The organism is Paenibacillus dendritiformis, assembly GCF_945605565.1.
GTDB classification, from domain to species: domain Bacteria; phylum Bacillota; class Bacilli; order Paenibacillales; family Paenibacillaceae; genus Paenibacillus_B; species Paenibacillus_B dendritiformis_A.
In genome coordinates, this window is the sequence record NZ_OX216966.1 from 747,281 (window position 1) to 760,323 (window position 13,043).

The window sequence follows — 13,043 nt, forward strand, 5'->3', positions numbered from 1 at the left end:
AAACGGGCGATTATAGGAGAAGAGATATGAGAAAAGTTATCGGGGTATTGTTAATCATTGCCGGGATCATCGGAGTCGTGTTCATGTTCAATCCTGCTATGGCGGGTAAGCCTGGCGAATGGCTCTCACAGGCGGGAGACAGTCTGCTCAACACGGCGACCAAGGAGGTACATATCGAGAAGTCGGTTGATGCGGCCGGGATTAAAAATGTAGCCGTCGAGACCGGAAGCGTGGATGTGCAGCTGATGCCCGGCAGCGCGGACGATATTGCCGTGCGGCTTCATGGCAGGGTCAGCAGCAATGATGCGGACAGCATCAGCTTGCAGGTGACTCCTCAGGGAGAAACGCTCCAAGTGAGCGTTCAGCTGCCCGACGGCGTGAATTTCGGCGTTCATATTTTCGATGTCCAACTGACGGTTGAACTGCCTGAACGGCAATGGAACGGGCTTCAAGTCGCGGTAGGGAGCGGCAATGTCGATGCGGAACGTCTCAACAGCGCCTTAATAGAGGTAAATACGGGAAGCGGAAATATCCGCATGAACGGGATCGAGGCGCGGACCGCCGCGCTGCAGGCCGGATCGGGAGATATTACGACGGGGGACATCCATGCCGAATCCTTCACGGTTCAGACGAAGAGCGGCAATATCCGCATCCAAGATATCGAAGCGGTTGAGATGGAAGCCATCGCTTCCTCCGGCAACCTTCGAGTGGAGAAGTATGAGTCCAACGTGTTGAACTTCCGTACGATCAGCGGAAATGCGAGATTGTCGGACGGACATGCAAAGCTGAACGGCGAATCGGGCTCCGGCAACATTACGATTGAAGCGGATGAGCTGCGGTACGATGCGGATCTGAAGGCGTCCAGCGGCAATGTAACAGTCAACCTGGCCAAGGCGCCTTCAGATTTGGCGGTGGACTTCAGTGGAGGCTCGGGCAGCGGCCGCATCCGTTGGGACGGCATGCGCTATGAGGAACAGGACAAGAATGACCATACGGTACGGGGCGCATTCGGCAATGGTGGAACCATGCTGAAGGTCCGGACTCGTTCCGGAGAATTTACACTGGGCAACTAGCCGCTTCCTATTCGACCTGAACAAAGTTTTAGTTTGTTTTCAGTTTTGTTTCAGGTTGGATGAACATACTAGTACCAACTTCGGCATAAGGAGGTGGATACTTATGAAGCGGACTCCAGCCGTAGCAGCATGGACGACCCTCATGCTTCTGCTGCTCGCCTCTCCGGCCGCGGCAGAAGCGGGAAGCGCCAATGAAGCGGCCCAATGGCAGCCTTCCGGACAGGTCGTGTCGGATACCGAACAGCCGGCGAACGCGGCGGACAAGGGCACTTCCCGGGAAGCGGCCGATACGGATAAGGAATTGGAGCAGATTAAGACACAGATGCAAGAATTGCGGCAGCAGATGAAATCGCTGCACGAGAAAAAAATACAGTTGCTTGCAAAGAAGCATGGCATTGCGACGGAAGGAAAGACCAGCAAGCAGATTCGACAAGAGTTGAGGGAAAAGTTGGGTAAAGAAGGCAGACTGTTCCACGAGAAACATCGCAATATGGAACGTCATGGCGAATGATTGCCGGTTATGCTGAAGATAGACGAGCAGGAGAGTAACCAAGAGCTCTGTTCGGCCCGAGCAGACTGCCTTGCTTGACAAGGCAGTCTGTATCCTTTCTTGAAGGAGCGGGCGCCTGGTCTCATCCTTATTCAAGATCGAGTTCCTGTTGCGGTTAAAACGGGGTAAATCTTTGATAGGTTTCATTTTCTATTGACAAATAACCAGAACGCGTCCGGGGCCGTGAGCATATGATTTATAGTCCGGGCAATGTAAAAACCCGATAAGCAGCGAAGATTCGCTTCCCATCGGGTTAGGTAACCAACATATAAAAATGATTGCGATCCTATTGTTCTGTAGCGTAGGAGGTGTATTGCTTCTCGCTCATGACGCGGCGGGCACCAACATAACGCTTCTCATAATAGTCCATGCTCAACTCATCAATGCGCGTGCCTTTGTTCGTAGAAGCATGGGCGAACTTGCCGTCGCCAACGTAAATGCCGACATGCGATACGCCATTGCCTCCGCTTGTGTCAAAAAAGACCAAGTCGCCAGGACGAAGATCGCTCTTGCTAACCTTCTCGCCGACTTCGAATTGGGAAGAGGATGAGCGCGGCAGATCGATGCTGAATTTTTCGAATACGTAACTAGTGAAGCCAGAACAGTCGAAGCCATCGGTTGTCGTTCCGCCATACTTGTAAGAAATACCCATCAAATCGTCAATCGTAGAATCCATCTTCGTGGCTGCAAAAGCGCTTCCTGCACTGAAAGAGAACAGGAGGCCAAGCCCCAATGCAGCAGTTACCAGCTTCTTCTTCAAATGATAAAGCCCCTTCCTTGCCTGCGAGGTTAGCTGAAGGGTTCGGTTGAAGGTCCCCTATGATCTCTGATCGTAGCGAATGAGATCAATTCACCCAAAAAACTGGTTCCCCCGCTTTCCGGGCATCCGGAAATTCGGCATTCTTTGTCTAAGATTCAGGTTCAATGATATGTAACAAAAATGCAAGAGATATTGCCGCTTTCATGACAAAGTTGTAATAAATCTACGACTTATTGTAACAGACCTTTTTCGCTTTGACAAATACTTTTTGTCCATAAATACCAAAAAAACTTGCCCGGATCGCCACGGCGTGACGAAATGGACAAGTTTTGTGGAATTCAGGGCAAGGATGAACCTCTATCGGACAGAAATAGCCTCTTTTCCCGCCTTATTTGTCTTCCGTTCCCGATTGCTGCCATACCGAATAACGAGAGGACAACCCCCATAATTGGAGCAGCGTGCGGACAGCAGGGAACGCCTGCTGCAGTATGAGCGCCGTCAGCCCCGTCCACAACATGGCCGCTGCGGTGAATAGAAGACCGGACAGCAGGGCGATGCCGGCGAAAATGGCAGACAAGCCCAGCAGCGGAGCCATGCGTCGAATCCCTTGCAGGAGGGCATGCAGGATAGAGAGCTCCGAGGCGGCCCCGAACTGCATCGACAGGAACAACTGGCGGACAACCCACGCGCCAAGCAGCCACAAGGCAGCGTATGGCACGATGTCGGTCATCACGGCCGCCAGCGTCGGACGGTCTGCGAACTGACGCACGGCATGCGGGATGAACCAGTAGGCAGGAAGCGCGATAAGCACGGTCTCAACCCAGTAGAGGAGCAGCATAGGCTTCCAGATCGATTTGATTCCTTCGAAAAAAGCCAGCCCCGACCCGGATTGCCGGGCCATAGAATAGAATACGCCGGCTCGAATAAATGGCGTCAGCAGCAGACGGATGAAGATAAAGGCGGCCAACGTCCACAGAAAGGGCATGTAATCGTTCGTCTTCATCAGATGGAACTGGCTCTCCGCCAGGAACAGCCGTGCCGTCATCTCGGTCGGCGCGGGATCGGGGTACCGCTGCAGGACGGGGAGCACCGTGCCGTCAATGAAGCGATAGACGAAGAAGCCCCATAATAATTGATATAAGAAGAGGATGACTGCGATATAGATATGCTCCTTCACCCAGGACAGACCATGGCTCATATAGGCTTTCATTCGATTCACCACCCCACTGCGCTCGAGATCATTTCAAGCAATTTGACGATGGACAGATTGACGCGGGTGCGGACGGGCTCCTCCACATGCGCCTTCATATAATTGTTGATATGCTTATTCTCCACGACAATCGTATAGAGCGGGTCGATCATGACCCAGTCCAGCGGCGCCGTATGGTTGATCCGGTATTGCATCCGTTCGCCGTCTCCGTTCCACACCTTGCGGGTGCTGGTGCCGTCCGCGAAGTGGAATACAATCGGCACGCTCGGATAATCGGCGCCCTTTTTCACGATGTGAACCGTGGCCTCGTAGCGGGGGGCTCCCTCGCTGTCCACGAGGCGGGTGTCGATCCCCTCGACAGCGAAGTCCGCCATCTGGTTCCCGTAAACATATTGATTGAAGAAATCGGTCCACTTCCGCTCGGTGACCTGCTCGACGACACGCTGGAAATCTGAGGTCGTCGGATGCTTGAAGCGGTATTTCTGCGTGTACGTCCGCATGATGCGGCGCATCGTCTTTTCGCCGACCTGCTTCTCGATGGCGAGCAGGACTAGCTTGGAACGCATGTACACATTCTCGGCATAATGTCTGTGGCCTTTGTATTCCCACGCCGCCAGCTTGAGCGGAGCCGGATCCGTAATATAGCTCCCTTCTATGGCCAGATTCGGCGCGACCCCGAATTCATGCTCCATCAGCTTGTCTTCGGCATAGGAGGTGAAGCCCTCGTCCAGCCACGCTTCCTCGAATTCATTGGAGGCGAGCAGCCCGTAGAAATATTGGTGGCCGATCTCATGAACGACGGTTCGTTCCAGATTGTAGCCTGGACTGTCGTCTTCCGCTCCGAAGGCAGTGACAAGCGTAGGATATTCCATACCGCCTGCGCCGTTGGCCGCCTTGGGCGGCACGACAATGGACAGGGTCGAATACGGATACGAGCCGTACCATTCGCTGAACTTGGAGAGCGCCGCCTTCGCTGCATACAGATATCGTTCTTTTAAATTTTCATGCTTCGGATCGAGATAGAGCTTGATGCGCACGCCCGGTACATTCGGCGATGAGAACGGCTCCTCTACATAGATGAAGTTCGGCGAGGCGGCCCACGCGAAGTCATGAACATCATCCGCGTAGAACTGATACGTCTTGCGGCCGTTCTCCAGCACCGGCGTCTTCGTAGGGAAGCCGGTCGCTGCGACGGTATACGTGTCGGGAACCTGAATCTTGACGCTGTAAATGCCATAATTGGCGTAAAACTCGGAGTTGCCGTGGTATTGGTGCAGATTCCAGCCTTCTGCCGAACGGCCCCTTACCCCGACCTTCTCATAAGCTGCCAGCTTGGGGAACCATTGGCCGGCCATGACGAAATCCTCCGCATACCCCATGCGGGCGAATACTTTGGGCAGCTTCACTTCGAATTTCATGGTGAGCGTAATCCTTTCGTAGCTCTTGACCGGCTGAGGAAGCCGAATTTTCATAAGCGTCTTGTCCTTGGCATTGCCGTCATCGGGCTGGACATATTCAATTCGGTTCATTAAGGACAATCCGTCGGTCGTCTCCAGCGCCGTCAAGCTTATGCCGCCATATCCGTCCGCCGGCATGGGGTCTTCCCGCAGCCTGCCGCCCGACTCCCGCATGAAGGTCGTATCCTGGGACTCGAATGCATTCGGATACAGATGGAAGTAGAGCTCGTTCACCGTTTTTTTGCCCGGGTTGAGCCACGATACGGTCTGGGCGCCTTGCAGCAGATGAGCGGACTCGTCCAATCTGACATTGATATGATATTCAGCGATACGTTCACTGAGCACTTCTGCAGCTGGAGACTCGACGTTCTGTGGAGTAACGGGCTCCATAGCGATGTTCTTCGGCATGTCCGAACCGAGGGAAGGGACCGACTCAGAAGGCCAGAAGCGGACATACAAGACGGAGCTTACGATGAGAAGTGCGGCGATCCAGAGCAGTGGGCGATAATTTTTGCGTCGGGTCATACGATTCTTACCTCCCGTTGACAAGCATCTATGGCATGTATATGTTGGCTTTTTGCGGAATATTAGCTAAAATGAAAATGATTTTGATACCCGGCCTCTCCGCAGTCAGGAGCATCGGGTGAGGAAGGAGTGTGCGGAATGGAATCTTCCGATAAGAAGATGAAGAAGCCCCTCGCGCTCAATGTCGTGAGCGGTACTAAGCATAAAGGATTTGGCGCCGGCAGCATCGATTTGAACAATGTCTCTCCGGTCATTATTGACGAAGGCCGGGCATACATCGATATGGGGGCCATGCATGCGAAGAGCAAGGTGGAGCGGGGCATCAAGTTTTCCCCGAACCGCGAGGATGTGCCGAATGGCCGCCGCTGCTGGATCGTGTGGGTCGCAGTCGATCGGACGGCGGAAGGAACATCCTATGGAGGAGTCACGGCCTGCGAGATGCTCATCGATACGGAGGCAAGACGTGGCTGGAAGATTCTCGCCGACCATGTGAACAATATGGATTACGCGATGAAGCGCCGCATCATTGTGGATGGACTTGCCGCGGAAGAGAAGGCGGCGCTGCGCGAGCTGCTGATGACGCATAATGCGGAATGGTGGGAGCGTTCATCCGAGGAATTGAAGTCGAAGCTGGCATAAATGAGAAGAAGACCTGTATCCCTGCATGCTTGAGGGAACAGGTCTTTTTGTGTGCTGCGGGGAAGGAGAAGCGTTGCCCTGCTTGCCTGAAGCACCTCCGCAGATCCTGCATGACTGCACCATTTTTCCTCTGTATCTCTCCGTTAGGCAAAGAATCCTGCAATTATCAGGCCGTTGGAAAACCCCCGTTTTTTACGAAGGGGTGGAGATGTCCATGAACACAATCAAAACTTGGCAATCAGAATGTTTTCTACTGAGAGTCGAGCTCCACTCTATAAAAATGAAGTGGCTAAAATTCCCATAGACTTCTCAACGGCCTGATTTTACGGGATCCAAGAGACCGCGTTGGATCCTGGGGGCATCATCGCCTTCAGGAAGCATCATTGCCTCCTGGGGCTTGAACGTGTGGAGGGAATTGCTGCTATTTTACAGGAATTTCGGCTCAATGAGGTCAAGTCCAAATTTATGTGTAAATTCCTCAATGAGATTGCCAGAGCAAAAAGATGCCTAAGCTGCAGGCTTGTTTAGCTTCTTCCTCCACTCATGGTACTCTTTCATCTCGATATACTTTTTCCCAGCAGACCACTTTTCGTCCTGCTCAATCAACAAGGCTCCAAAAAGACGAAGGACAGAGGCTCGGTTGGGAAAAATGCGAATGACGCGTTCTCGCCGCCGCAACTCGCCATTTAGACGTTCTACGGCATTTGTGGTGCGCGTACGTATCCGACAGGCAGCCGGAAGTGCCAAGATCGCTGTCGCATCGTCAAAGCCCTCTTCCAAGACCCTCATGGCTTTTGGAGCTTTATCTTCAAATGCTTCTTGTGTCCGTTTTAGCAGTGTACGGGCACTGGTCTCGTCCGCAGCTTCGTAGATGGCCCTTACATGGGCCTTTAATTCATCACGGCATGATTTAGGAGCAGCGTCCAGAATATTACGCATAAAGTGGGTTTGACACCGTTGCCAGGTTACGCCTTGGAAATGTTGCCGAATCGCACTAACCAAACCACCGTGATGGTCGCTTGTAATGACATCAACACCGTGCAACCCGCGACTTTTGAGGTGCGTAAAGAAAGCCCCCCACGTTGCTGCTGACTCGGTATCATCTACGGTAAGTCCAAGCAGTTCCCGATAGCCCTCCGCATTAATCCCTGTGGCAATCATCACTCCACGTGAGCGCACACGGCCGTCTTCCCGGACTTTGACGTACAGGGCGTCGACAATAAGAAAAGGGTAGGCCTTGTCCAGTTTTCGGTTATTCCACTCTTCTACGAGGGGATCCAACTGTTTGCAGAGCTCACTAACTGTTGATTTGGAGAACTCTGTCCCGCATAGTTCTTCGGTGATATTGCTTACTTTTCGCGTTGACACACCATTAAGTACCATCTCCATCATGGCTAAGACAAGGGCCTGCTCGCTTCGTTGGTAACGAGCAAAGAGTTCCGTAGAGAACTGACCGTTGCGGAAACGCGGTACTTGCAGGGTTAATTGACCCACCCGTGTTGTCAGCCGATGAGGGTACGTTCCATTACGGTAACCTGCACGCTCTTCTGAGCGCTCGTAGTGTCCTGCCTTCAACTGTTCCGTTGCCTGCGCCTGCAAAACTTGATTCAAGATAGATTCTAATAAGGTCGCTATCCCCTCATCTCTTGATTCGGATAAAAACAGTTGATGCAAAAGTTGTGAATCTAGGGTAATCTGGTATTGAGTCATAGCTAGATCCTCCTTTGGAATGTTGTCTCGACAACCTCATTCTATACGAGGATCCTTGCTATGGCTCTACTTTTTTGCCATTTTCTTTTTACACAATTATATGGACTTAGCTCTCAATGAGTCCACATCCCGAGGAATTGCTGCAAATCTACATCATTTTAGGCCCTTTTGCTTCAAGCCGAAGCGAAACGGGTGAAATTCCTGCAGTTGTGCAGGATTCCCCTTCTGGTAAAGTCGTCCATATCGAATTGCTGTATTTGCGCAGGATTAGGATTTCGCTTGCCGAATAGGTGTTGAAATCGTGCAGTTTTGCAGACTTCGCTTACCGAATAGGTGCGTGTCTGGAGAAATCGTGCAGTTTGGCGGATTTCGCCTACCGGATAGACGTGTCTAGGGAAATCGTGCAGTTTTCAGGCAATTGGAAAACCCCTGTTTTTTACGAAGGGGTGAAGATTGTCCACTTTCCTACTCAAAACTTGGCCCCCATAGCGTTTTAAATCGATTTTTCTACGGAGAGACGAGGTCCACCACACAAAAAAATGGAGTGCCACAAAATCCCTCAGACTTTCTCAACAGCCCGATATTCGCAGGGTTTTCTTTTCATTCAAGGGAGTTCAGTGAATTGCAGCTTTTTTCCGGACCGCAGCGCATAAGCTGTATGTTTACACTCACATGGCTCAAGCGGCCAAACGCTAGTGAGCTGGCAAGGCACAAGCATCCCTTAATCTCATCGGCGTTCTTCTGCCACGCGGTGGATGAGGCCGACCGGAAGCACAGTGATGTAGAACCGGAACACTTAAAATTTGATTGACAATCGTTCTCGGACACCTGTATGATTACAAACAAACATCCAATCATCCTATGTTTGCGATCTGAGGAGGAGTAACGTGGAGCTTCGTCCGGTTAAGAAACAAACACTAGTAGAGCAGGTCATCGAACAGATCGAGCAATTGATTCAATCGGATTCGTGGCCACTGGGGAGCCGCATCCCCCCTGAGCCCGAGCTGATGCAAGTCTTCAATGTGAGCCGCAACAGCATTCGGGAAGCGGTGAAGTCGCTTATTCATGTCGGCGTGCTGGAGGCGCGGCAGGGCGACGGAACGTATGTCTGCTCCAAGAGCAGCTTGAATGCGATCCTCCATCATCAATTGATGAAGGCGGATCGAAGGGAGGCGGCCGAGGTCCGCTTCTGTCTGGAGCGGGAGATCGCGCGGCTGGCTACGGAGAGGCGCACGGATACGGATCTGGAAGCGATGCGCCGCTGGCTCGGCCTGATGAGCGAATCGTTCCGCATCGGGGACGATGACGCTTATGTCCGCCATGATTATCAGTTTCACCTGGCTTTGGCGACGGCGACGCATAACCAGCTCCTAGTCAACCTATACAGCAGCATCGCGGATGCGGTGCGGCAATCGGTGGATCTGTTCATCAAGCGCAGCCCGCAGCGGGAGAAGATGGCCTGCTTCCACGAGGAACTGGTCGACGCGATCGAGCGGCAGGACGGGAACGCGGCGCAGCAGCTCGTACGCCAATTGCTGGAGCTGAACTTCGATATATCCGAATGAATGGCCATCCGGCAGATAGATGCCTGTGGATGCCTATTCGGCTTACACATAACGTACACATGGAGAGAAGACAGATAGAAACAGATAAATGTAGAGATAAAGAAGAGGGAGAGATGCATATTGAGACCCGCACTGCAGGCAGAACAACCGGTTCCGTCAAATAAAACGTTAGTGATGCTCTTATTGGGGATTTTGCTTGTAGGCGCGAACATGCGCGCCGCCATCGCTTCGGTGGGGCCACTCATCGGCTTCATTCGCGATGATACCGGATTGTCGAACGGGGCCGTCGGCTGGCTTACGACGATACCGCTGATCGGCTTCGCCGTGCTGTCCCCGTTCGCGCCTTCGCTGGCGCGCCGCTACGGGACAGAGCGCACGCTGGTCGCGACGCTGGCGCTCATGACGATTGGGATCGGGCTTCGCGCCTTCGATTCCGTTCCGCTGCTCTTCGTCGGAACCGCAGGCGTCGGCATCGGGATCGCCGTGTGCAACGTCCTGCTGCCGAGCATCGTGAAGCAGAACTTCATCAACCGGGTCGGCTTCATGACCGGCCTGTACAGCATGACGATGAGCATCTTCGCCTCGATTGCCGCGGGCATCAGTGTGCCGCTGTCTCAGGGCGCAGGCTGGGGCTGGCGGAACACGCTCCTGATGTGGGCCGCGCTGTCGCTGCTCGGCCTGCTGGTCTGGCTGCCGATGGCCCGGTCTGCCCAGGCACGGAGCGGCGGCAGCGCGAAGCGTGCCGCCTCCGGCAAGACCGCGAATGTATGGAAGTCCGGTCTCGCCTGGCAGGTTACGATTTATATGGGCTTCCAATCCTTCAATTATTATGTGTCCGTTGCCTGGCTGCCGGAGATTCTGCTCAGTCACGGCTGGTCTCCCGTCAACGCTGGCTGGATGCTGTCGGTCATGCAGTTGACCGGCATTCCGTTCAACTTCCTTATTCCGGCGATTGCGGAACGGCTGAAGGATCAACGGCTCGTGGCCGCCGCTGGGGCGCTTATCGGGATGGCCGGCTATGCCGGACTGCTGATCGATAACGCCGCCATTGCGACCGTTGCCGTCCTCTTGATGGGAATCGGGCAGAGCATCTGCATCAGCCTGGCGCTGACCTTCATCGCGCTTCGCGCCAGAAATGCGACGCAAGCCGCGGCGCTGTCCGGCATGTCCCAATCCATGGGCTACGCGCTGGCGGCGCTCGGCCCGATATGCCTCGGGGCGCTGCATGATGTGACGGCGGCCTGGACGTGGCCGGTCATCGCCTTGCTCGGCACATCCTCCATCATGGTCGTCGCTGGTCTGGGAGCGGGGCGGAATCGGTATATCGACTAAGTCGAAGCCGCTTCCCGGGCCGATCCCGCTGCGGACAATACAGCCAAACAGCCGGACGACGGCGCAACTCCTCACAAGGAGCGGCACCGGCGGTCCGGCTGTTCTTCATCCTGCGTATTCGGCATGAGCGCCTGATCGTCTCATGCTCGATGCCTCATCCGGTCCACCAGCGCTTGAAGTGCTGCCACCACGAGCGCTTATCCGGCTCCTTCTCGATCGGCTTGTCCGGTACGGCTTCCGGCTTCGCTGAACTATGCAGGCCGCACCATTCTGTCGGCTCCGTTCCTTTGACGAACGTCTCCAGCCGCTTGCCCGGACAATCCTCACCGGCGAGCTGTCCGGAATCCGGATCAATATAGAGGCTGACCACATCATCCGGCACCGTGAAAATTTTGGGCGGCACGCTGTGCAGCGCCTTCTCCATGAACTCGGCGAAGATCGGCGCGGCCTTGTGCGATTCGGTCAGCGAGATGTTCTTGCCCCGGTCGTAGCCGACCCAGACCGCGGTCGACAGCTCCGGGGTATAGCCGACGATCCAGGCGTCGGCATCGGTCGTGCCCGTCTTCCCGGCTACGGGCCGCTTGATGACCGGCGAGACGCGGTTGCCGGTCCCGCCCGCTTCGAATACGCTCTCCATCAGACTGGTGAGCACATAAGCTTCCGCCGGGTTCACGACCTGCTCCGCCTCCACTGGCGGTGCTTCGTACAATATTCGGCCCGCCTGATCCGTAATCTTCAGGATCGCACGCGGGATGACCCGCTTGCCCTCATTGCTGAAGACGCCGTAGGCGGCGGCCATGTCGAACGGACTGACCGGATAGGTGCCGAGCGCCAGGGACGGGAGCGGCTTCATCGCTCCGTCGATGCCGAGCCGCCGCGCCAGCGAGATGACCTTGTCCGGGCCGATCTGCATCAGCGTATGCACCGCATAGATGTTGTCGGAGGCGGCCATCGCCTGGCGAAGATCGATGTCGCCATGATACTTGCCGCCATAGTTGCTCGGCCGGTACACCTGCCGCCCGTCGTCATAAGGAAAAGCCGTCGGCTCGCTCACGAAGTGGGTGGCCGCCGTGATCGCCTTCTCCTCCAGGGCGGCCAGATAGACAATCGGCTTGAAGGCCGAGCCTGGCTGGCGCGTGTCGGCGAAGACGCGGTTGTATTGATTGAGGCGGTAGTTTTTGCCGCCGACCATCGACTTGATGTACCCGTTGCGCGGATTGATGGCGATAAGGGCTGCCTGCAGATCCCCTTCCGCTGGTATTTGCTTCGCCACTGCTTCCTCCGCCGCCTGCTGCGCCCGGGCATCAAGCGTCGTATAGACGAGCAGGCCGCCGCCGTCGACCGTCACTTCCGGGATGCCCAGATCGGTCAACTCCCGCCGCACATAGTCGCGGAAGTAGGGGGCGACGAGCGTATCCGGGCGTTCCGTCTGCGGCCGGAAGGTCAGCATCTCGTGGTAGGCTTTGTCGGCCGCCTCCTGCGAGATATATCCGGTCTCGACCATGCCGTTCAGCACGGTCTTCTGCCGATCCTTCGCATTTTTCATTTGCAGGAAGGGAGAATAATAGACGGGGCCGCGCGGAATGCCCGCCAGCATGGCGCTCTCGGCCAAGGTCAGTTCGCGGGCCGATTTGTCGAAGTAGAGCTGCGCCGCCGCTTCGATCCCATAGGCGCCGTGCCCGTAATAGATTTGATTCAGATACATCTCGAGAATCTCGTCCTTGGTGTACTTCATCTCCAGCTGCATGGCATACAGCGCTTCCTTCACCTTCCGCTTCCATGTCCGTTCATGGCTCAAATACAGATTGCGCGCCAGCTGTTGGGTCAACGTGCTGGCTCCTTGTCGCGCGGACATGTTCTCCAGATTGACGAGCACTGCCCGTGCGACGCCCTTCACGTCGATCCCGGGATGATGATAGAACTGGCGATCCTCCGTAGCCAGCGTCGCGTGCACCAGATCCTCGGCGATATCCTTCAAGGGGACGTGCACCTGCTGCTTCTGGCCCGGAGACAGTGTCGTCAGCAACTGGCCTTGGCCATCGAGAATCCGCGAGGCCTGATCCGTCGCGGTGACGGGCAGGTCGCTTACATAGAGGTAGCCGAGCACGGAGGCAGCCACGCCGATCGCCATGACGAAGGCGGCGCTGGAGCTGATCAGCAGCAAGCGAAGCCGCTTGCGCTTCTTGGTTGTTGTGCGGCGTCGATCCATTATGACTCCTCCT

General features: G+C 55.1%; 10 protein-coding genes and 1 riboswitch. Of the genes, 5 read left to right on the forward strand and 5 right to left on the reverse strand.

Annotated elements, in window-relative coordinates; all coding sequences use genetic code 11:
* The first annotated feature begins 26 nt into the window (after positions 1 to 26).
* On the forward strand, positions 27 to 1,073 hold the full coding sequence (locus NNL35_RS03260) for a DUF4097 family beta strand repeat-containing protein (RefSeq protein ID WP_006677213.1): 1,047 nt from the start codon (positions 27 to 29) through the stop codon (positions 1,071 to 1,073).
* A gap of 103 nt (positions 1,074 to 1,176) precedes the next feature.
* The gene (locus tag NNL35_RS03265; protein ID WP_006677212.1) at positions 1,177 to 1,584 is read left to right on the forward strand and encodes a hypothetical protein; all 408 of its coding nucleotides are present in this window, start codon (positions 1,177 to 1,179) and stop codon (positions 1,582 to 1,584) included.
* A gap of 325 nt (positions 1,585 to 1,909) precedes the next feature.
* On the opposite strand, the gene NNL35_RS03270 is transcribed toward NNL35_RS03265, so the two are convergent.
* From NNL35_RS03270 to NNL35_RS03280, 3 genes are all read right to left on the reverse strand, one after another.
* Positions 1,910 to 2,383 (reverse strand): C40 family peptidase, encoded by a 474-nt coding sequence (locus NNL35_RS03270; RefSeq protein WP_006677211.1) that lies wholly within the window; start codon positions 2,381 to 2,383, stop codon positions 1,910 to 1,912.
* Between the two features lie 3 nt (positions 2,384 to 2,386).
* Positions 2,387 to 2,533, reverse strand: a riboswitch (cyclic di-AMP (ydaO/yuaA leader).
* A gap of 238 nt (positions 2,534 to 2,771) precedes the next feature.
* Positions 2,772 to 3,593 (reverse strand): hypothetical protein, encoded by an 822-nt coding sequence (locus NNL35_RS03275; protein WP_006677210.1) that lies wholly within the window; start codon positions 3,591 to 3,593, stop codon positions 2,772 to 2,774.
* Positions 3,594 to 3,598: 5 nt separating this feature from the next.
* Positions 3,599 to 5,575, reverse strand: a complete 1,977-nt coding sequence (locus NNL35_RS03280; RefSeq protein ID WP_006677209.1) for a M1 family metallopeptidase — start codon at positions 5,573 to 5,575, stop codon at positions 3,599 to 3,601.
* A gap of 138 nt (positions 5,576 to 5,713) precedes the next feature.
* Between NNL35_RS03280 and NNL35_RS03285 the strand changes: the two genes are divergently transcribed.
* The gene (locus NNL35_RS03285) at positions 5,714 to 6,214 is read left to right on the forward strand and encodes a YwhD family protein (RefSeq protein WP_006677208.1); all 501 of its coding nucleotides are present in this window, start codon (positions 5,714 to 5,716) and stop codon (positions 6,212 to 6,214) included.
* A gap of 507 nt (positions 6,215 to 6,721) precedes the next feature.
* On the opposite strand, the gene NNL35_RS03290 is transcribed toward NNL35_RS03285, so the two are convergent.
* Positions 6,722 to 7,924: an IS256 family transposase gene (locus NNL35_RS03290; protein ID WP_111155816.1), complete on the reverse strand. Its 1,203-nt coding sequence runs from the start codon at positions 7,922 to 7,924 to the stop codon at positions 6,722 to 6,724.
* Between the two features lie 887 nt (positions 7,925 to 8,811).
* Here NNL35_RS03290 and NNL35_RS03295 point away from each other — a divergent pair.
* Together NNL35_RS03295 and NNL35_RS03300 are read left to right on the forward strand one after the other, a co-directional pair.
* Positions 8,812 to 9,489, forward strand: a complete 678-nt coding sequence (locus tag NNL35_RS03295) for a FadR/GntR family transcriptional regulator (protein WP_006678671.1) — start codon at positions 8,812 to 8,814, stop codon at positions 9,487 to 9,489.
* A gap of 174 nt (positions 9,490 to 9,663) precedes the next feature.
* Positions 9,664 to 10,821 (forward strand): CynX/NimT family MFS transporter, encoded by a 1,158-nt coding sequence (locus NNL35_RS03300; protein WP_006678672.1) that lies wholly within the window; start codon positions 9,664 to 9,666, stop codon positions 10,819 to 10,821.
* A 154-nt stretch (positions 10,822 to 10,975) separates the two neighbouring features.
* On the opposite strand, the gene NNL35_RS03305 is transcribed toward NNL35_RS03300, so the two are convergent.
* Positions 10,976 to 13,030, reverse strand: a complete 2,055-nt coding sequence (locus tag NNL35_RS03305) for a transglycosylase domain-containing protein (RefSeq protein ID WP_006678673.1) — start codon at positions 13,028 to 13,030, stop codon at positions 10,976 to 10,978.
* Positions 13,031 to 13,043 lie beyond the last annotated feature (13 nt).